The 21,167-nt window shown below is 32.3% G+C and carries 15 protein-coding genes and 1 pseudogene; 6 read left to right on the forward strand and 10 right to left on the reverse strand.

What is annotated here, in order from left to right; genetic code table 11:
- Positions 1 to 16: 16 nt before the first annotated feature.
- The 5 genes from WPG_RS03650 to WPG_RS03670 all read right to left on the reverse strand — a co-directional run bounded on the left by WPG_RS03650 (position 17) and on the right by WPG_RS03670 (position 6,185).
- On the reverse strand, positions 17 to 2,800 hold the full coding sequence (locus tag WPG_RS03650) for a TonB-dependent receptor (protein WP_045469480.1): 2,784 nt from the start codon (positions 2,798 to 2,800) through the stop codon (positions 17 to 19).
- Between the two features lie 76 nt (positions 2,801 to 2,876).
- A complete protein-coding gene (locus WPG_RS03655; RefSeq protein ID WP_045469483.1) occupies positions 2,877 to 3,788 on the reverse strand; it encodes a GLPGLI family protein in 912 nt (303 codons plus the stop codon).
- Between the two features lie 159 nt (positions 3,789 to 3,947).
- A complete protein-coding gene (locus WPG_RS03660) occupies positions 3,948 to 4,811 on the reverse strand; it encodes a GLPGLI family protein (protein WP_045469486.1) in 864 nt (287 codons plus the stop codon).
- 112 nt (positions 4,812 to 4,923) lie between these two features.
- Positions 4,924 to 5,787, reverse strand: coding sequence for a GLPGLI family protein (locus WPG_RS03665; RefSeq protein ID WP_045469490.1), 864 nt, complete (start codon positions 5,785 to 5,787; stop codon positions 4,924 to 4,926).
- A 5-nt stretch (positions 5,788 to 5,792) separates the two neighbouring features.
- Complete coding sequence (locus tag WPG_RS03670) at positions 5,793 to 6,185, reverse strand: hypothetical protein (protein ID WP_045469493.1); 393 nt, start codon at positions 6,183 to 6,185, stop codon at positions 5,793 to 5,795.
- A gap of 127 nt (positions 6,186 to 6,312) precedes the next feature.
- Here WPG_RS03670 and WPG_RS03675 point away from each other — a divergent pair, with 127 nt between their 5' ends.
- From WPG_RS03675 to WPG_RS03690, 4 genes are all read left to right on the forward strand, one after another.
- On the forward strand, positions 6,313 to 7,848 hold the full coding sequence (locus tag WPG_RS03675; RefSeq protein ID WP_045469496.1) for a sensor histidine kinase: 1,536 nt from the start codon (positions 6,313 to 6,315) through the stop codon (positions 7,846 to 7,848).
- Positions 7,841 to 8,524: a response regulator transcription factor gene (locus tag WPG_RS03680; protein WP_045469498.1), complete on the forward strand. Its 684-nt coding sequence runs from the start codon at positions 7,841 to 7,843 to the stop codon at positions 8,522 to 8,524. The genes WPG_RS03675 and WPG_RS03680 overlap by 8 nt, the downstream gene beginning before the upstream one ends.
- A gap of 81 nt (positions 8,525 to 8,605) precedes the next feature.
- Entirely contained in the window at positions 8,606 to 9,388 is a 783-nt protein-coding gene (locus tag WPG_RS03685; RefSeq protein ID WP_045469501.1) for a hypothetical protein, read from the forward strand.
- Between the two features lie 3 nt (positions 9,389 to 9,391).
- Entirely contained in the window at positions 9,392 to 10,006 is a 615-nt protein-coding gene (locus WPG_RS03690; protein WP_045469504.1) for a deoxynucleoside kinase, read from the forward strand.
- On the opposite strand, the gene WPG_RS03695 is transcribed toward WPG_RS03690, so the two are convergent.
- Entirely contained in the window at positions 10,003 to 11,004 is a 1,002-nt protein-coding gene (locus WPG_RS03695; protein WP_045469507.1) for an App1 family protein, read from the reverse strand. The genes WPG_RS03690 and WPG_RS03695 overlap by 4 nt on opposite strands.
- A gap of 170 nt (positions 11,005 to 11,174) precedes the next feature.
- Here WPG_RS03695 and WPG_RS03700 point away from each other — a divergent pair, with 170 nt between their 5' ends.
- Entirely contained in the window at positions 11,175 to 13,766 is a 2,592-nt protein-coding gene (locus tag WPG_RS03700; protein ID WP_084221511.1) for a S9 family peptidase, read from the forward strand.
- 6 nt (positions 13,767 to 13,772) lie between these two features.
- On the opposite strand, the gene WPG_RS03705 is transcribed toward WPG_RS03700, so the two are convergent.
- The 4 genes and pseudogenes from WPG_RS03705 to WPG_RS03725 all read right to left on the reverse strand — a co-directional run bounded on the left by WPG_RS03705 (position 13,773) and on the right by WPG_RS03725 (position 18,713).
- Positions 13,773 to 13,973: a T9SS type A sorting domain-containing protein gene (locus WPG_RS03705; protein WP_045469512.1), complete on the reverse strand. Its 201-nt coding sequence runs from the start codon at positions 13,971 to 13,973 to the stop codon at positions 13,773 to 13,775.
- A 24-nt stretch (positions 13,974 to 13,997) separates the two neighbouring features.
- Positions 13,998 to 15,518 (reverse strand): annotated as a pseudogene (locus WPG_RS03710) (polysaccharide lyase 6 family protein).
- Between the two features lie 130 nt (positions 15,519 to 15,648).
- Positions 15,649 to 18,066: a sodium-translocating pyrophosphatase gene (locus WPG_RS03720; RefSeq protein ID WP_045469518.1), complete on the reverse strand. Its 2,418-nt coding sequence runs from the start codon at positions 18,064 to 18,066 to the stop codon at positions 15,649 to 15,651.
- Between the two features lie 119 nt (positions 18,067 to 18,185).
- A complete protein-coding gene (locus tag WPG_RS03725; RefSeq protein WP_045469520.1) occupies positions 18,186 to 18,713 on the reverse strand; it encodes an inorganic diphosphatase in 528 nt (175 codons plus the stop codon).
- 141 nt (positions 18,714 to 18,854) lie between these two features.
- On the opposite strand from WPG_RS03725, the gene WPG_RS03730 reads away from it, so the two are divergent.
- On the forward strand, positions 18,855 to 21,071 hold the full coding sequence (locus tag WPG_RS03730; protein WP_045469522.1) for a M1 family metallopeptidase: 2,217 nt from the start codon (positions 18,855 to 18,857) through the stop codon (positions 21,069 to 21,071).
- The last annotated feature ends 96 nt before the right edge of the window (positions 21,072 to 21,167 follow it).

Below are 21,167 nucleotides of genomic sequence, written 5' to 3' on the forward strand. Positions count from 1 at the left end.
TACTATTTATAACATTCTATAATGTATACGTCAACCTAAACGTAATAAATCTTGGTTGTATAAATGTTTCTGAACTAAATACAGAAATATTACCAGCACCATTACTAATATTAGAGTCAATATCTAATAAGTTAGAGGCTCTTAACGAATATTCCCATTTGGCATCTCTATCTTTTCTGTAACGCAATGATGCATTCCATGTTTTAAAAGCCACTTTTTCACCATTACTTTCTTGCTCATTATATGTAAAATCAGTTACAAAAGTCACAGCGTCTAATATATAAGCATCAAACTCTACAGATGGTGCTCTTGTAATAAATTTAGTAGTATTAGTACCTTGATCGTTATCTCTTACAGTATATCGATATCTTAATCTTACATTAGGCGCTTCTCGAAAGTTAGTTCTTATTTCTGGGGTGTAAGTCTGTGTAAAACTCTCATTTAGAGATTGTCTTCCTTGGACAAATTGATTGTTCTTACTGTAGTTAAAATTTGTTCTTAAACTAGCTCTAAATTTTCCAAAAGTACGCTGTACACGTCCAAATACCGAAGCGCTCTCATCTGCAAACTGCGAATTAAAGAATGAGCTTGTTCTAATTACACTTTCAAAATTTGTTAAGGATCTAATCTGATCTATATTCTTACTATAGTTTGCACCTGCAAATACATTTGTATAATTAAAAAGATTAAAGCTACTATAAAACAATCTTACATTATGAGAAAGGGCATTTTGCAACTCAGGGTTACCAAACTGAATACTATTAAAATTATTTAATACTAAACCTTCAGCGATGTTAGTCACATCTGTAAATGTATTTGTCATATTATAGTTTAACTGGAGACTCTCACTCTTTTTAAACTGAATACGAGCTTCAAAGTCTGGTAATACATTAAAAAAATTATCTTCAAATGTTGTACCTGCTTGTGTATTTTGGTTGCCATAAGCATGGAAGGATACACCTGGTGTAAAGGTGAATTTACCAGTTTTAAATCGGTAATGCACACCTAAATAAAGATCTCTAAAACGATACTCTACATCATCATTAGTAGCTGATAATAAATTACCATCTAAATCAGTAGTTGTTGGAGTAGGATCTAATCGTGTACCATCATCTAAAAATTGAAATATATTTGAATTAAATTTCTGATTACTTAAAATAGTTCCTAAGGTTAAATTAATATTACTCTTGGCGTTTAAGATATTATAGTAATCTAATTTTGCATCTAATTGATTAGACTTAACTCGCTGTTCTTGATTAATATTATAACCAAACTGATCTCTATCAAAACCTAAACCTTCTGCTGTACTATCAAAAGCATCCTCATCTGGCGAGTCATTATTTGTAGGATCGTTTGTTAATAACGCATTGTAGAATGGATCTTCGTCTTTTAATAAATGTTGTGCTTCAAAAGCGAAAATATTATTTTCATTTAGCGTATAATAATAATTTACATTTTGGTTAAAACTATATGGTTTTGCTTCATCTACCTGATCTGTGTTACCAACTACAGAGGAGAATAAATCCTGCTTTTCTTGATCATCTGAAAAACGTCCTAAAATATCATAATCTAATTGATTATTAACGTTAGGTTTATAAGATGCACTCAATTTAGCTATAGCTTGGTTAGATGCTTCTCTACCTCTTGAAATTGTCGCTTCATCTGGTGGAAGACTAGCCGACTCATCTTCTGGTGTGCTTGGATCATCTTCGATTTCTATATAATCTATAAAACTATCTTCTCTAGTTCTTAATCGACTACTATTATAGATAAGAAAACCACTTAAATCCAAAGCCTTATTAGGTGAGTAACTAAAATTAGCTGTAGCTAATTTTGTAACGACTTCTTGCGAATTTTGAACATTGGTTAAACCACCAAGTCCATTATTACCTAAATTAATACTCGTACCACTAGTTCTACTTGGCAATCTAAATCCTCCGCCAAAGCCTCTTAAATCTCTATTTGTTAAAGCCACTTCACCTATATTATTCATATCTCCAATAAGATTTATACTATACTTAGGACTGTAATAAAATAATTTTGGTTGTACTAAATATAATTCGTCATTTGGTGAAGGTGCTGTACCTGCACCTGCTGTGATATCACCAAACCAGAAGTTTTCTTTACCTTCTTTTAACTTAATATTTATGGCAACATTATCTTGATTATTTTGAACACCTCTTAACTGACCTACCTCAGCATAATTTCTTAACACTTGTACTTTATCTACAGCATTAGACGGAATATTTTTAGTTGCTAGTTTAGTATCACCATCAAAAAAGTCTTTTCCATTTACCATTAACTTACTAACCTCTTTTCCTTCGACTTCAATATTTCCATCATCATTAATCTCAACACCTGGTAGTTTTTTAAGGACATCCTCTAACTTCCTTTCAGAACCATTTTTAAAAGAATCTGCATTATAAATTAACGTGTCTCCTTTTATGGTCACAGGCATTTCATAGGTCAATTCTACAGCATCTAAAGAATTATCTGGGACTAATTTATAGTCCTTGGTAATACCCTCTTCATTTGTAGTGATTATTTCTTCAAATGTTTTTAAGCCTATATAACTTACTTGTATTTTATAAGTACCATTCTTTCCTAGAGACAAAATATATTTACCCTTATCATCAGTAATCGCATAAGACTCTAATGTATTAGACTCTTGATTAATAGCAATTATATTTGCAAGTTCTAATGGCGTACCAATACTATCTTTTACGATGCCTTGCATTTTAATTTGGGCAAATGAACTACCTGCTACTACTAAACATAGTAGCACTAATAATTTTTTCATGTTTTAGTTATTTCTTTTGGTTGATTAAGGATGTGTAAACATATCCTTGGTTAATCGAATGTTATACTGTGGGACTTTAGTTTCTTCGTCCGCCACCTCTTCCACCTCGTCCTCCACGACCTCGGTACATTTCACGCATTTCATTCATTTTCTTAGTAATTATTTCTGTGTATTCTGCTTGAGTAACTTCATCACCTTTACTTGGTTTATTAATGTCCTCTTTTTCTTCAGGATTCATGACAATTTTTGTACATAAAATTGTGGTACGATCTGCATTAATCTCTAAAATTAATCCAGGCAAACCCCAATAACTGTCTGGTCCTTGATTAATTGGTATTTGTGGAGTATACCATGCTACAACTTCAATAGTTTTAGGGACTTCAATTTCACTCATTGGATCGTCTGAATTTGTTTTAGCTTCATCAGTTTTAGTTGAATCCTTCTTTTGGTCTCTATTTCCATCTCTTCCGCCCCTTCTTCTCATACTTCTCCAATCAAATTCATCCACCGTTTTAGTCGCTGTAGCCTTGAAACATGTATAGTTTCCAATTTTCTTGGTCTCAGAACCCATTTTCCATTCGAGATTTTTGAGTTCATCTTTAATTAAAAACTGTTTTCCAAAGAACTCTTGATCTTGTACAACTTCTTTAGATTTTACATTTTTATATTTTGGACCTCCGGTAAGACTACTACTAAATCCACCAAAACCACGTCCACCCGCACCAGGTGCTTCAAGTTTTTCATCTTCTTTATAGATAGATTCTTCTTTATTAAACGTTAGTATGTATTCTTTTTCTAAAAAGCTTTTCATACGCTCCTCCATCTGCTTTTTACGTTCTGGGGTCATCTCTCTTCCTCCAAAGTCATCCATATTCATGGTTGTTTTAGACATGTAATAAGCTTTACCTTGAAAATCTTGTGAAAAAGACATGGATACAAAACAAAGTGCAAATAGCGATAATGTTAATTTTAAAAAAGGTGTTTTCATCTCAAATAGTTAATGTTGCCTGACAAGTGTAACTTTATATTTCTAAGACTTTCTTAAAAAAACGTTACATAAACTCATATTGAAAATATGTTAATTATGAGTAAGACTCTACAAAGCATAAAAAGTTAAATCACTATTAGTTAAACTTATGTTAAGAAATTAACCTCTTGGTCTTCCCATTCTATTATTACGAAATTCTTTCATCTTTTCAACTATTGTATTTTGATATGCAGCCTTTGTAATAATCTTGCCTTTTTCTGGTGCCTCTATCTCAGTTTTCTCCTCAGGATTCATCACTATTTTAGAACACAACATCGTTGTATTGCCTGCACTAACTTCTAAAATTAAACCAGGTAAACCCCAATACTCTGAAGGTCCGTGACTAACAGGGATTTGAGGCGCATACCATGCTTCAACATCAGTCATATCTACAACTACTTCTTCAGCACCTTCTTCTTTGGAATCTCCTTCATTACTGTTTGAGCTTCTTAAACGATTCCATGAAAAATCATACCAAGTTAATTCATTCGTTGGTATTGATGCTGTAGCTTTAAAACACGTATAGTTTCCTATTACCTTTGTTTCTTTTCCCATTTCCCAGTTGATACCTAACAAGCTATCCTTTACTAAGAATTTTTTTCCATAGAACTCTTGATTCTGAACTTGACTATTAGTTTTTACATTTTTATACTGATTACCTTGTGTAAAGTTCTTCCCCCAAGAATCTGTTGCTCCTGACATAGCGTCTAATTTATCTTGTTCATCAAAATAAGATTCTTCTTTATTAAAGGTTAAAACGTAAGTTTTTTCTAATCTATTTTTTAATCGCGCTGCAATTTGTTTTTTTTGTGCTTCGCTTAATCGTGCTCCCCATTTTCCCAACTCCATGTTAGACTTTGAAATATAATAGGCTTTGCCCTGAAAATCTTGAGGCGTATAATCTAGATTTTCATTTTTATTAAAAACTATAGAGCTTAATAAAGTAATAGATATTAAACTAAATTTTAAAAGAATTGATTTCATAATAATGATAGTATAAATTAATTTTGTTCGACAAATTTAATAAAACATTAAACATATTAAATTTGTTTACCAAAACATTAACAAATACATACTTAAAAATCAATCCAATAAATTAGCCACCTATAGTAATAGAGATACTTTCTCCCTCTCTACCTTTTCTAGGTCTGTAACGTTCCATCATTTCTTTTGCCTTTTTTTCCGTAATGTCGTCGTACTTTTTTTGATTAACTTCTTTACCTTTTTCTGGCTCTTTTATCTCAATCTTGTCCTCAGGATTTAAGACAATTTTACTACAAATCACAGTTAGCTTCCCATCATGAATCTCTAAAATCAAACCTGGTAAACCTTGATACATAGCTGGTCCATTATTCACAGGGATTTGCGGTGTATACCATGCAGTTATAGTGCGCTCTTCCATTTCTGGCTCTTTTTCTTCCTCTTCTTCTTTTTCATCATCATCATCAATGCTAAAACCACTTTCATTAAAAACTTCTACCATTTTTGTGTATGTTGCTTTATAACATTGATATTCTCCTATGTACTTAGAGTCTGCTTCTAGCTTCCATTCAATAGGCTCAATCTCATCTTTTACTAAAAACATTTTTCCCATTGTATCCTTTTGGTCTGCATATCGGTTCTCCTTTGTATTTTTATAAAGTACATCTGATCCACCTCCAGCACCTACCATAACCACTTGGAATTCGCCTCCCATTGCAGCTTGTGGTTTCGCAAGGCTCTCTTCTTCTTTGTATAGAGAAGCTGCTTTATTAAAAGTAAGTTTATAGGTTTTTTGAAATTGCTTCTTCATCATCTCCATCATCTGAGCTTGCATCTCATTATTTACTTGAGTGCTATCCATCTTTATGTCTATTTGACGCTGCGTTTTGTAAGTCGCAATGCCTTGGAAATCTTGTGCATGAATACCTGTGAATGCTAATGTTAACGCTATCACCAATGTTCTAATAATTATTGCCATTTTATTTAGTTTTTATTTTTATAATATTTAATTGCTGCTTTTCTTATTTTTTTAATGCGCTTTAAAAATTCTTCTTTATTATCTGTATTACCTTTTACCGTATAAGACATATGAGATTTTAATCCATTTGACATTTTTTCACCATTACAAATAATCTTAAAAGAAATCTCTTCGCCATCTTCTGTCTCATCTAAAAGTTCCTTTAAGCCTTTTGTCGTAAAAGTAGATTTAATTTCCTCTTCTGAATCTACAGTAACTTCTATAGCTACATTTTTGAGCTTTATTTCTTCATTAATATACGTCACTTCAGCATTAATATCTTTCTTAATAGTATGTGATTGACTAAAACCAACAGTTGAAATTAATAATGCTAAACAAATGATTAAATTTTTTTTCATGATTTTATAGTATTTTATGTTTAGTACACAACAAATATCTCAAGACATATTCTGTTTTTGCGTTAACGAACGTTAACGTGTGTTAACCGATTAGTAATAAGTGATATTTAACATTTACTTTTGAAATATGAATGACAAAAAGTATAAATGGATTCTATATACTATTGTTGCTGTAATTATTGCAACTATTGGTATTCAGTTCTTTTGGAATTATAAAAACTATCAAACTAATAAGCAACAACTTATTAATGAAGTACAGATAAGCCTAGATAAAGCCGTTGATGATTACTATGCGTCTCTTGCCGAGCGGACCACTATGGGGATTTTTCTGGAAGGTGACAATCAGAAAGATGTTTTTGTAGAAGGTGGAAAGATTGAAACATTTTTAACACAAATTGATACTCTAAAAAATGAATTTAAAAATCTCGATTCTTTACCTATTCAAGATATAGAAGGCATAACGGTTGTTAGAGGCTTAAAATTAGACTCAATGCTTGAGGAACATGACAAAATTCATCCATCTGTTTCACCAGAAACTTTCAAACTAAAAATAGATAGTATTAAAAACCAAAACAAAGATTTAGATATTGATGATTTTGAGATGTTAACCTCAAAAATTGTCATTTCTATTACTAATGATAGTTTAAATTTAAAAGAAATAGATAGTCTATTAAAAGGTGAATTTGATAGAAAAAAGATTACGGTAGATTACGAATTGTATTATGATAAAGGAAAACAAAACAGAAAATTCTCTAAAGATTTTCTCAAACCCGTAAGTGATTCCATTTTCAATACCGATGATATTTTAAAAACTACTTCTAAGTCTACATTTCTCCCAAAAAAAAGTACACTTGAGATTGGTTTTACGAATGAAACTAAAGTGATTCTACAACGTATATTAGGTGGTGTACTTATCTCCACGCTTTTAGTTATAGCCGTTATAAGTTGTCTCTTCTATTTACTAAAAATCATAAAATATCAAAAGCAACTCGCTGAAGTTAAAAACGACCTCATAAGTAATATTACACATGAGTTTAAAACGCCTATTGCAACCATTGGAGTTGCCTTAGAGAGCATTAACAACTTCAACGCTATTGAAGATAAAACTAAAACCAGGGAATATATTAATATGTCTTCTGAGCAATTAGGAAAGCTTAATACTATGGTAGAAAAATTACTAGAAACCGCAACTTTAGATAGTGACAATTTAGAACTAAATAAAGAATCTATTGATATTATAGAGTTATTTAATTCATTAATTAATCGCTATAAAATTCAGTTTCCTGAGAAGGAATTTAATACTAGTTTTAAAGTTGAAAATTTATTAGCTAATGTTGATATCTTCCATTTTGAAAATGCTCTAAATAATATTCTAGACAATGCCGTAAAGTATGGAGGTGATATTATTTCTTTAGACTTAATCCCAACAGACAAAAAACTCAACATCTTGATTTCTGATAACGGAAATTCATTATCTAAAACTAACAAAGAACGCATTTTTGAAAAGTTTTATCGTGTACCAAAAGGAAACACTCATGATGTAAAAGGATTTGGTATTGGTTTATACTATACCAAAACTATTATAGAAAAACATAATGGTTCAATAGGTCTAGATTTAGCAAAAAACTTAACCACATTTAAAATTTCGCTTCCTAATGTCTGAAAAAATTAAACTATTATTAGCCGAAGATGAAGCTGCTTTGGGACAGATTATAAAAGAAAGTTTAGAGACTAGAGACTTTGAAGTGGTATTATGTGATAATGGAGAAAAAGCTTTTGAGAAATATAAATCTGAATCACCAGAATTATTGGTTCTAGATGTAATGATGCCAAAAAAAGATGGTTTTACATTAGCTAAAGAAATTAGAGCTATTGATGATGCAATTCCAATTATATTTTTAACTGCCAAATCTCAAACTTCAGATGTTGTTGAAGGATTTTCGGTAGGTGGCAACGACTATCTTAAAAAGCCTTTTAGTATGGAAGAGCTTATCGTTAGGATTCATAATCTTGTGAATCGTTCTCGTATTCAAAAATCATCATCAGTACTAAAAATTGGCAATTATATTTTCGATTTCCCTAAGCAGCAATTACAATTTCTTAACGAAGCTATTGTTCAATTAACCCATAGAGAAGCGCACTTATTATTTCATTTAATAAAGAATAAAAACGAAGTGCTTGATCGTTCTTTAATTCTCAATAAACTTTGGGGCACTGACGATTTCTTTTCTGCCAGGAGTATGGATGTATTTATTACTAAGCTTAGAAAAAAGCTTAAAAAAGACGAAAACATTCAGATTATTAATGTTCGTGGTTTTGGATATAAATTAACAGATTAAACCAGCTATACTAAATACTGGTTTTAGAAAGTTATAGAATGGAGCAATTTTTGTATTTTTCTCTACAATTGCTTCAACACTATGCTAAAGCTATTTTATATACTTTTTCTTTTCGGTTTTACTTGTTTTGCACAAGAACAAGTAAAAGCTAGTATCAAAGACTCTACACATTTAAAAGCAGAATCTATTTTTGGTGTTGACACTTTTAATACCGTGTACTATACAACTGAGAATAATTCCTTTCATAAAAAAACAAAAGATACAGTTATTACTTACTCCAATTTTCAACTTAGTAAAATCACTTCAGCCAATACTTTTAATCCTTTAAAAATAAACTTATTCTATAAAGACTTTAATACAGTTGTGATTCTAGACAATCGGCTAGCTGAAATATATAAAATAGATTTTAATACCAATCAACCCTACAAAAATGTTAGCTACGTTTCAACAGGTTTTGATAATACCCTATGGATTTTTAATCAAGATTTACAACAGCTCGAGTTATATGATTATAAAACCAATAAAATTAGATTGAAAACTGTACCTATACAATCTGAAGTTTTAGATCTTAGAAGCGATTATAACAATTGCTATATGCTTACTGAAAATTATCTATACGTCTATAACTATTTTGGAAGTCTAGTCGCTAAACACAAAAATGAAGGTTATGAAAATTTAGCATTTAGCAAAGCTAATTTAGTACTAAAAAAGGGTAATCAACTGCATATATTACAAAAAAATAAGACAGAAATTCAACCTATTGAGCATCCAAATATGTTAATAAGTCAGTTTTTGGTAACCAATGAAACCTTGTATATTTACGACGACGAAATTCTACGTCAGTACCAACTTAAATTAGAATAGATTATGCATATTGCTGTAGCAGGAAACATTGGCGCAGGTAAGACTACACTGACTAAACTTTTAGCTAAACATTACAGATGGGAAGCACAATTAGAAGATGTTGTAGATAATCCTTATTTAGATGATTTTTACAATCAGATGGAACGCTGGAGCTTCAATTTGCAGGTTTATTTCTTAAACAGTAGGTTTCGTCAAGTTAGTCAAATTCACGAGAGTGGTAAAGATATTATACAAGACAGAACTATCTATGAAGATGCACATATTTTTGCACCCAACCTTCATGCTATGGGTTTGATGACAAATCGTGATTTTGAAAATTATTCTTCACTTTTTGAGTTAATGGAATCTTTTGTAAAAGGGCCAGATTTATTGATTTATTTAAGAAGCTCTATTCCAAATTTAGTGGCTCAAATCCACAAACGAGGTCGTGATTATGAAAATACAATCAGCATTGATTACTTAAGTCGACTTAATGAACGTTACGAAGCATGGATTTCTAAATACGACAAAGGAAATTTACTAATCATAGACGTAGATGACTTAGATTTTGTTGCTAATCCTGAAGATTTAGGTGGTATTATCAATAAAATTGATGCCCAGATTAATGGTCTATTCTAATGAATAAAATTATGCTTTCGAGCATGGTTTATAGCTTCATTACTACTTTCAACAATTAAAACTGGTACGTCCTTATAATCTTCAAATAAAGAAGACATTCTATTCATTCTTTTAGAATGCTCTACAGCTCTTAAATAAATTGCTGAAATACGATTAGGGAATTTCTTGACGACATCTAAATATATATAAGCATCTTTTTCACCACAATCACCAATAAGTATAAAATTTAACTTTGGATATGTATTTAGAATATTATATATCTCATGATACTTATGAGCTAATTCAGTTTTAGGTGTACGATCAAAAGGTGTTCTAAAATCTCGAAGCAAAATTGGGCCTTTAGGAAAATTATTACGTTTAAGAAAAAACTCTAAATAACGATATAAGTTCCATGGGCTATTGCTAACATAAAAAATTGGGTTAGCTTCCTTTTTTGATTTCCCACAATGTAAAGAATGGTAAAACTCTGCTGAACCTTCTAACGCTTTCCGTCTATGTGGTGTCTTAAAAAAAGTATTAACTATAACTCTCCATTTTAAACGTGATGCTACACCAGTATGTAAAATTGTATCGTCAATATCACTGATAACTCCAAAACTAGAATCTAATTTTGGAACCAACATTTGTCCTATAAATTGATTCTCTTGTTGAATCTTCCTCTTGTGATCTGATGCATAAGCAACTGTATAACTCAACCAACCTTCATTATCTAATAATTTATAGGTGTCATCTGATGATTCATCAACTAAAAAATAACCTTCTGCATCTGTATTGCATTTTATAATAGAGCCATTTGAAAACGTAATAGACAGAGGTGTATTTCTAATTTCATCTGTTTCAAAACGCTTCCATGAGTTTATCAAAAGATTAAACCAACCTTTTTTATCTAGGTCAATATCTTCATCTTCTAATGCTCTACCTCTAAGATATAGATGTGTTTTTGTCCCATAGCTTCTAAATGCAATAATTTGCAAGGGATCTTTTCTAAACCAACTCAAATACTAAATAATTTTTAAGTTTCAAGGTACTAAACTATCGCGAACTATTTATCTTAAAAAACATACTTGATTAACTTAAATGTTAAATATTAACAAGTTCCATAATTTTAAATATTATTCAGAGTATTTTAGTAACATCATGATTACTTAAAACTAAAACCAACCAACTCATGAAATCAAAAATCTACAATTGCTTTAGCATTGACAACCTAATGACTAAAAAAAATATTGCTCTTTTTATTTTAAGCCTATCTCTTTGTTTTTCTTATGCTCAAAATAATGAAAATCCTAATCCTAATTATAGAGCTGCTGCTAAATATTCACCTACTAACTTAAGCAAGTTAGTACATTCAACATCTGTGAGGCCACATTGGCTTAAAAACGGCAATCGCTTTTGGTATCAGTACAAAACCACTGAAGGTTCTAAATATTATATAGTTGATGCCGATAAGCGTAGTAAAAAAGAACTTTTTGATAATGAAAAAATGGCGCAATGGTTAACAGAAATAACTAAAGATCCTTATGATGCTAAACATCTACCTCGTTTTAGTTTTAAGTTCGTAAAAAATGAAACAGCTATTCAATTCTATATAACGTCTACAGAAAAAGTTGAAGAAGAGAAAGAAGACGATGACAAGAAAAAAGATGCTGTAATTAAAACAGACTCTACTAAAACAGATTCAACAAAAACTAAAAAAAAGAAAAAGAGTAAACCAAAGATGGTTAATAAAGTTTACCATTTTGAATATAAGTTAGGAAGCAGTTCTTTAACTATTTTAGACAATAAAAAGAAAGGAAAAGAAGACTGGAAAAAATGGGCCAATATAGCTCCAGATAGCTCTGTTGTATTATTCTCTAAGCATTACAATTTGTACTGGATGGATAAAGCCAACTTTTTAAAAGCAGTTAAAAATGAAAAGGATACGACTATCGTTGAGAATCAATGGACAAAAGATGGAGAATTATACTATTCTTATGGAGGAGGTAGTGGTAGAGGTGAAACTAATGAATCCATGAAGAAAAATAAAGACAAGCGTAAACGTGTGTTTGGGGTTTGGTCTCACGATTCTAAAAAGTTTGTATTTCAAAGAAATGATTCGCGTCACATTAATGATTTATGGGTCATCAATACAACTAAAGGAAAGCGACCAACATTAGAGACATACAAATATCATATGCCTGGTGAGGATGAGTTTTACAAAACTGAGCTACATGTGTTTGACATACCCACCAAAAGTAGTATTCAGGTTCAATTAGACTCCATTAAACAGCAAAGTATTCAAGTCTATCGCGAACCTTTAAAAAAGGCCAACTATGACGATGATTTTAGACCTTCATTATTACTATCAAGAAAAGGTAAAATCTATTACAGCACCATCAGTAGAGACCGTAAAAAACTAGATATCTGTGTCGCTGATATAAATTCTGGTGAAGTAAAAGTATTAATTGAAGAACGATTTAATACGTATATAGAATCAAGGCAATTGATGCTTTTTAATAATGAATCAGAAATGCTACATTGGGCTGAACGCTCTGGTTGGGCACATTATTACTTATATGATGCTGAGGGCAATTTAAAAAATCAAGTTACCAAAGGATCTTACCATGTTGAACAAGCCATTGGTGTTGATGAAAAAACTCGAACACTTTTCTTTACAGCACATGGTATTCCAAAAGATCAAGATCCATATTACGAACATGTTTATAAAATTAACTTAAATGGTACTGGACTTAAAGCGCTAAATCCGGGAGACTACAACTCTCGAACTAATATGGCCGATTCTAATGGCTATTTTGTTAGCAATTATTCTAGAGTTAATACGATTCCAAAATCTGAGTTGAGAAATAGCGCTGGTAATATGGTAATGCAATTAGAAGAGGCTGATTTATCACAATTGATGGCAACAGGTTACAAATTTCCTGAGCCATTTAAAATGAAAGCAGATGATGGAATTACAGATATTTATGGTGTAATGTATAAACCCTTTGAAATGGATTCTACTAAAAAATATCCGTTACTAGAGTATGTATATCCTGGTCCACAAACTGAAGCTGTAAACAAATCATTCTCTGTACGTATGGACCGTTTAGATAGGATGGCACAAATTGGTTTTATCGTTGTTACTATGGGTAATCGAGGAGGACATCCAGATCGTTCTAAATGGTACCACAATTATGGTTACGGAAACTTAAGGGATTATGGTTTAGCAGATAAGCGACATGTAGCTGAACAACTGGCGGATAAACACGAATATATTGACATCAATAAAGTTGGAATATATGGTCATTCTGGTGGTGGTTTTATGTCTACTGCAGCTATTTTAGTGTATCCAGATTTCTTTAAAGCTGCTGTATCTTCTGCTGGTAATCATGATAATGCCATTTACAATAGTTGGTGGAGTGAAACACATCATGGTGTACAAGAAGAAAAGGATGCTGATGGAAATGTAAAATACAAATACATGATTGACAACAATCAATCTTTAGCTAAAAACTTAAAAGGGAAACTGATGCTAATTACTGGTGATGTAGATAATAATGTACATCCTGGTGGAACAATTAGAATGGCTAATGCTCTAATAAATGCCAATAAGCGTTTTGATTTTATGCTAATGCCTGGTCAACGTCACGGTTTTGGTAAAATGACCGAATACTCTTTTTGGTTACGTGTAGACCATTTTAGTAAACACTTTTTAGGAGTTGAAGCATCTAATGTAGATATTACTGAAATGAATAGAGATAAGCCAAAAACAAAATCTTAAACAATACTAATTATTAACTATAAAGCGAAAATTAGCAGTATCAGTTTTTAGTATATAAACACCAGATGAATAATGGCTAACATCAATTACAGTTGTACTTAATTGTATATGCTGTTTTTGTAGTAATTGTCCTTGAATATCGAATATTCTGACATTACCTATAGCCGCATCTTTTTTAGAGATAGTCAAATCGCCATGAGTTGGCACAGGATAGAGTTTAAGTGTTTTAGTTTATTCATCTACATTACCAACTGATAATGTATTTAAAGCACCAAAACCTAATGCAAAACCTACATCTGCTAACTCATATGGACCAACAGTTCCTGTAGCTCCAAATTCTTCTGCACCTGCATCAAAGTTTAGATCTCCATCCCCGTACAAAATATCTTGTGTTAAGAAAGTATAGGTTCCTACACCAGCATCTATGGCTGCACTACCAGACACTATTCTATAAAAATCGCTTCCACTAGTTAAAAGTCCAGAAGCTACTGTTTGATTAGAATTTATACCATTAGTTAAGTCCCAACTCCCATTTTGAGTGATATTACCTTCGTAGACTGAAGCACCTGTAGCAGGCGTAAGTATTTGAAATGCGTTAATATCAGAGTCTAAAATGATATTGTTAGCAACAGTTATATTTTCTGGCTCTTGGTCTGCACCACTTAAACTCGTTCCGATTCTTATACCTAAATCACAGTTAACCAATGTATTATTTACAACCTGTACATTTTTAACTTGATAATATTGATTAAGTGCAGAGTTTTCTATACCATTCATAACATTTAAAGCTCCTGTGGTATTAGAACCTGATCCATTTGGTTTACGATATCTGAGGCCTTCAAAGTAATTATTATAGACCTTATGATCTTCCCCAATAATTCTTACTCCACCAGAAAAGGTATTTTCATTTCCAAAAAAATAGTTTCCAAAAACTTCGGCATTATTGCCATGCCTTAAAGTTAATGTACCTTGATAATCTCTAAAGGTATTATTGTAATACTTATTACTTCCACTTTTGTTCGAAATGATTTCTACTTCACCAGCCCAATTATTAAATAGGTTATCATAAATTTCAGTAAAGGAATCGGAAAGCGACGTTGTACTAGTTCCTATTCTAATGGCATCTTGGTCATTTAGTCCATTAACATTATTATCTACAGGAACTCTATCTGCAAAATAGTTATGATGTATTTTAGAATAATCTGGTGTTGAGTTATTGTGATTATCATTTATAATACTTCCTACACCATTTTTACCCACAAAAGAGCAATAACTCACCTCATTATATGCACCATAAACAATAACCCATTTAAAAATATCTTCTTATTGACTCGTGGTACCATTATAAGAGTCGATTTTTACATTTCTTACATGACACTTAAAACAGTCATTATTACTTGTATCTCTAAACTCAATAACGGGCTCAATTCTATCATTGTCAGAAATAAGGCCTGAGGCATTTTGAAAAACAACACCTTCAAAAATAATATAAGAACCACCAATACTGATCTTGGATCGTCCTTCAAAAAAAACGCTCCAAGGATTTTGTACTTTTATAATACAAGGTTGAGACTCAGTAGCATTAACATTAATTGATAGTTGTACATCTTGCCATGTTCCATCAGCTAATTCAATTATAGTTCCTGCTTGCGCATTTGATATAGCATTTTGAAGTTGGGTATTATTACTAACAACTTGTGCTTCGACATTCATAATTAATAATAATAAAAACAGCTTCACATAACTTTTCATAGCATATATATTAAAATTGGAAAACCATTCTGGTTAACCACTTTCAAGTATAGTGAATTTAAAAATTAAAAGACTTTATAAAGAAAAAAACCACGCTTTTAGCGTGGTTTTTAATATTGTATACTAATATTTATTCTTTAGTAATATCAACTTTTTCAATAACCTTTTCAACGTTACCAGCTTCATTTTTCAATGTTGCTTCAAAAGCTTTAATTTCTTTTTCAACTTCAGCTTTAGTTCCTTCAAAAACTATAATTTCAGCTACTTTTTCGCCATCCTTCATTGTAGAATAATCTATTGTAGCTTTTGCCAAATCTTTAGAATCAACAGTCATCTCTACTGAAACTTCTTCACTATGTACTAAACCAGTTTCATCTGAATGTCCTCCTAAGATTGGAGCTATTACCAAACCAATAAGACATGTTAACTTAATTAGGATATTCATTGAAGGCCCAGATGTATCTTTAAATGGATCACCAACAGTATCACCTGTTACAGCTGCTTTATGAGCGTCAGAACCTTTAAATGTCATTTCGCCATTAATCTCTACACCTGCTTCAAAAGATTTCTTAGCATTATCCCAAGCTCCACCAGCATTATTTTGGAAGATGGCCCATAATACACCAGAAACTGTAACACCAGCCATATAGCCACCTAACATTTCAGCAATTGCAAGATTATCCATACCAAATAACATTGGCACAAAAGCAATGACTAAAGGAAAGCCTATAGTTAATAAACCTGGCAACATCATTTCCTTTAAAGAGGCTTGAGTAGATATAGCAACACACTTATCGTATTCTGGTTTCCCAGTACCTTCCATAATTCCAGGAATGTCTTTAAACTGACGACGTACTTCTTGTACCATTTCCATTGCAGCTTTACCCACAGCATTCATTGCTAAAGCAGAGAATACCACTGGTACCATACCACCAACAAATAACATTGCTAAAACTGGTGCTTTAAAAATGTTAATTCCGTCAATTCCAGTAAAAGTTACATAAGCAGCAAATAATGCTAACGATGTTAATGCAGCAGAAGCGATAGCAAAACCTTTTCCTGTTGCAGCAGTTGTATTACCTACTGAATCTAGTATATCTGTACGTTCTCTTACGATTGGTTCTTGCTCACTCATTTCAGCAATACCACCTGCATTATCAGATATTGGTCCAAAAGCATCAATTGCCAACTGCATCGCTGTAGTAGCCATCATTGCTGAAGCCGCTAAAGCTACACCATAGAATCCTGCAAAAGCATAGGATGCCCAAATCGCTCCAGCAAATAATAATACAGAAGGGAATGTAGAAATCATACCTGTTGCTAAACCAGCGATAATGTTAGTTCCTGCTCCAGTAGATGATTGTTGTACTATTTTTAAGATTGGGCTTTTTCCTAATCCTGTGTAATATTCAGTAACTGAAGAGATAACTGCACCTACAAATAAACCAACTAAAGTAGCATAGAATACACGCATTGCAGAAATTTCAACTAAACCTTCTCCAAAGAAATTCATTTTCATTGTTTCTGGTAACATCCAAGTTACTAATGCAAAACATGATACTGCAACTAAAACAATTGATGTCCAGTTACCTATATTTAAAGCTCCCATTACTTGAGCTTCTTTTGCATCGTTATTTTTAATTTTTACTAACATCGTACCGATAATAGAAATAATGATTCCTGCACCAGCAATTGCCATTGGCAATAATATTGGACCAATACCACCAAAGGCTTCACCAATATTTCCACCCATATCTTTAATCACATAGTTTCCTAGAACCATTGCAGCTAATACAGTAGCAACATAAGATCCAAATAAATCAGCTCCCATACCAGCAACGTCACCTACATTGTCACCAACGTTATCTGCAATAGTCGCAGGATTACGCGGATCATCTTCAGGAATACCAGCTTCAACCTTACCAACTAAATCAGCTCCAACATCTGCAGCTTTAGTGTAAATTCCACCACCTACTCTTGCAAATAATGCAATGGACTCAGCACCTAAAGAAAAACCTGCAAGGGTTTCTAGTACAATGGTCATATCCATTGTATTCGTCCAAGCTCCATCCATAAATACATGGAAGAATATGATAAAGAATACGGTTAAACCTAATACAGCTAAACCAGCAACTCCAAGTCCCATAACTGTTCCACCTCCAAAAGAGATCTTCAAAGCATTTGGTAAACTTGTACGTGCAGCTTGTGTTGTTCTAACGTTAGTTTTTGTTGCAATCTTCATTCCGATGTTACCAGCGAAAGCAGAAAATACAGCACCAAAAATAAAAGCGATTACAATTAGCCAATGTGTTGTAGGTACTACAAAAGAAACCACTGCTAACAATGCAGCTACTATAACTACAAAGACAGCTAATAATCTGTACTCAGCGTTTAAAAAAGCCAATGCACCTTCGTAGATGTGATCTGAAATTTCTTTCATCTTACCATCTCCAGCGTCTTGTTTCATAACCCACGATTGTTTTACAATCATGTAAAGTAATCCTAAAAGCGCCAAAGCTATTGGCATATAAATCATAAATGATTCCATATTATATATTTTAATTTGATTTGTTTTTAGCTGGGCAAAAGTAGTAAAATCAATGGGAATAGAAAAACCCTTTTACATTGAATATAAAAGGGCTTATAATAAAAATTGGTTAACCAATTTTATATAGTAAAGCTTCTGTTTTTTTTGTGTTCGCTATTGTTATAACGTTCTACACATTCGTGATAAATTTTCACGGCTTCTTCTGCATTTCCCCATCCACCAGTATCAACTTTCTTTTTCTCTAAATCTTTATAAACCTTAAAAAAATGTTCAATTTCTTTAAGTCTGTGAGGATTTAAATCTGAAATATCGTTGTTCTTATTCCAAATTGGGTCAGAAACTGGTACACAAATAATTTTTTCATCTGGTCCTTTTTCGTCCGTCATGTGAAATACACCAATTGGTCTTACTTCCATTACAACCATAGGGTAAGTTGGTTCGGTTCCCATCACCAAAACATCTAAAGGATCACTATCTAAAGCTAAAGTCTCTGGCACAAAACCATAATCACCAGGATACATCATTGAAGAAAATAACATACGATCAAAACGAATTTTATGTAGTGTAAAATCGTATTCGTATTTATTACGACTTCCTTTTGGAATTTCTATTAATACATCGAAGGTTAACTCTGGTTTTTTTGACATAACTTTTACTTTTATAAATGGGCTGCAAAGATACATAAGTGATAAGGTTTGAACAACTAAAATTAAATTGAGTTTTCTTTTAACTATTTCCTAATCACTTAATTATTATCTTGTAGTCCTAATTTCATTAATCCTAAAAATATGATGCGTTTTATCCCTCTATTTCTTTCCATTGTAATTTGTTCATTGAATATTGCTCAAGCCCAAAAATTCCAAGGGAAATTTGAACCTATAGATAATATGATTCCACCACCTAATGTCTATCGTTCGGCTAGTGGTGCGCCAGGAAAAGCCTATTGGCAACAACGTGCAGATTATAAAATCAAAGCGCAACTTGATGAGAAAAATAACACACTAAATGGTGACGAAACTATTACCTATTATAATAACTCACCTGATGACCTTAGCTATTTATGGATACAACTAGAGCAGAATGTAAACAAAAAAGAGAATGAAGATTTTGGTTACGCTTTTGGTAATGTGCGCGACTCAATGAATACAAGACACATGCAGTTTTTAACGCGCGCCATTGATTTTCCTGCAGGATACACTATTAAATATATTAAGGACAGTAGCGGAAAATCTATAAAATCCCTAGTCAATAATACCATGATGAAAGTGATATTGAACACGCCTTTAAAGTCTGGTGAATCATTAACCTTTTCTATTGGTTGGTCTTATCATATCACTGATCGAAGTATGTATTTATTATCTCGTGAAGGCTATGAATATTTCCCAGAAGATGACAATACCGTTTACCTTATTGCCCATTGGTTTCCAAGAATGGCAGTATATAATGATACTGAAGGTTGGCAAAACAAGCAATTTCAAAAATTAGGTGAATTTGCGCTAGAGTTTGGGGATTATGATGTTGAAATTACTGTACCAGCAGATCATCTTGTTGCGGCAACCGGAGATTTAAAAAATGAAAATGAAGTTCTTACGAAAACACAACGGCAACGCATGGCGGAAGCAAAAAAATCTTTCGATAAACCTGTAATGATTGTAACTCCAGAAGAAGCAACTGAAAACGAAAAAAAGAAAACTACTAAAACTAAAACCTGGAAGTTCAGAGCAGAGAATGTAAGAGATTTTGCATTAGCTTCTTCTCGAAAATTTATTTGGGATGCACAAGCTGTAGCATTAGAAACGCATACTGTAATGGCGATGTCTTTCTACCCTAAAGAAGGCTTGCCGGTTTGGAGTGAATCCTCAACTTTAGCTGTAAAAAATGCTCTAGAAGTATATTCTGAAGATGTTTTTGAGTATCCATATCCTGTTTGTATTTCGGTAAATACATCAAATATTGGTATGGAGTTTCCTATGATAAGTTTTAATGGCGGACGACCAATAAATGGAAAGATTAGTAAAAATGCAAAAGCTGGTATGATAAGTACCATTGTACACGAGGTTGGACACAACTGGTTTCCTATGATTGTAAGTTCAGATGAGCGCCAATGGATGTGGATGGATGAAGGTTTAAACACTTTTATTCACCAACGTACTATGGAAAAACGTTACCCAGATTATCCACATACAGTACCGAAAAGCATTGTCCCTTTTATGAGTGGTGATAAAGATATAATGCGTCCTATTATGACATCTTCTGATAATGATTTATTATCTCAATTCGGTGCAAATTACTATCAAAAACCAACCGTTGGTTTACAAATGCTACGTAACTCTATAATAGGAAAAGATTTATTTGATCAGGCTTTTAAAGAATATGCGAATCGTTGGAAATACAAGCATCCTAATCCTGCAGATTTATTTAGAACATTAGAAGATGCTACTGCAGCAGATTTAGATTGGTTTTACAGAGGGTGGTTTTTCACTACAGATAATGTAGATATGGAATTAACCAATGTAAAATGGTTTACGGTTGCCAATGAAGAAAATATAGAACAGCAAAACAAAACTGTAAAAGCCAATATTAAAGCTGATAATGCTGGCGAAAACACAAAAGACTTTGCTGGTGGACCAGAATCAATAACTATGGTTACGACTCCAGACCAAGCTTATGGACAATTCTTGTCGCGAATGGATGATCCAGAAATAAGAAAACAACTCCAAGGTAAAAACATTTATGAGATTAACGTTAAAAATATTGGTGGTCTTATTATGCCAATCACTATTGAGTGGCAATATACTGATGGAACAAGGGAAATTGATACACTACCTGCGGAAGTATGGAGAACAAATGAATACGAAATCACAAAAACATTTATAAAATCTAAGCAAGTAGAAAAAGTTGTTTTAGATCCAAATTTTGAATTTGCTGATACAGACACCAAAAATAATAGCTTTCCTAAAGTTGAAGAAGCCTCTGATTTTGATAAATTTAAGAGTAAGAATTAAAACTATTATGAACTAAGGTTCCTCCTATAACCAATTGACAACAATCTGAGAAAGGAAACCAATTTATCAAATGAAACATAACAAAATTATAGGAGT

Origin of the sequence: Winogradskyella sp. PG-2 (assembly GCF_000828715.1) — a bacterium.
Classification (GTDB): Bacteria; Bacteroidota; Bacteroidia; order Flavobacteriales; family Flavobacteriaceae; genus Winogradskyella.

Bases quoted from the DNA above. Each gene is read 5' to 3' on its own strand.
- WPG_RS03700 (WP_084221511.1), top strand. From the start codon at position 11,175: ATGAAATCAAAAATCTACAATTGCTTTAGCATTGACAACCTAATGACT.
- WPG_RS03680 (WP_045469498.1), top strand. From the start codon at position 7,841: ATGTCTGAAAAAATTAAACTATTATTAGCCGAAGATGAAGCTGCTTTG.
- WPG_RS03665 (WP_045469490.1), bottom strand. From the start codon at position 5,787: ATGGCAATAATTATTAGAACATTGGTGATAGCGTTAACATTAGCATTC.
- WPG_RS03660 (WP_045469486.1), bottom strand. From the start codon at position 4,811: ATGAAATCAATTCTTTTAAAATTTAGTTTAATATCTATTACTTTATTA.
- WPG_RS03655 (WP_045469483.1), bottom strand. From the start codon at position 3,788: ATGAAAACACCTTTTTTAAAATTAACATTATCGCTATTTGCACTTTGT.
- WPG_RS03675 (WP_045469496.1), top strand. From the start codon at position 6,313: ATGAATGACAAAAAGTATAAATGGATTCTATATACTATTGTTGCTGTA.
- WPG_RS03690 (WP_045469504.1), top strand. From the start codon at position 9,392: ATGCATATTGCTGTAGCAGGAAACATTGGCGCAGGTAAGACTACACTG.
- WPG_RS03670 (WP_045469493.1), bottom strand. From the start codon at position 6,185: ATGAAAAAAAATTTAATCATTTGTTTAGCATTATTAATTTCAACTGTT.
- WPG_RS03720 (WP_045469518.1), bottom strand. From the start codon at position 18,066: ATGGAATCATTTATGATTTATATGCCAATAGCTTTGGCGCTTTTAGGA.
- WPG_RS03725 (WP_045469520.1), bottom strand. From the start codon at position 18,713: ATGTCAAAAAAACCAGAGTTAACCTTCGATGTATTAATAGAAATTCCA.
- WPG_RS03685 (WP_045469501.1), top strand. From the start codon at position 8,606: ATGCTAAAGCTATTTTATATACTTTTTCTTTTCGGTTTTACTTGTTTT.
- WPG_RS03650 (WP_045469480.1), bottom strand. From the start codon at position 2,800: ATGAAAAAATTATTAGTGCTACTATGTTTAGTAGTAGCAGGTAGTTCA.
- WPG_RS03730 (WP_045469522.1), top strand. From the start codon at position 18,855: ATGATGCGTTTTATCCCTCTATTTCTTTCCATTGTAATTTGTTCATTG.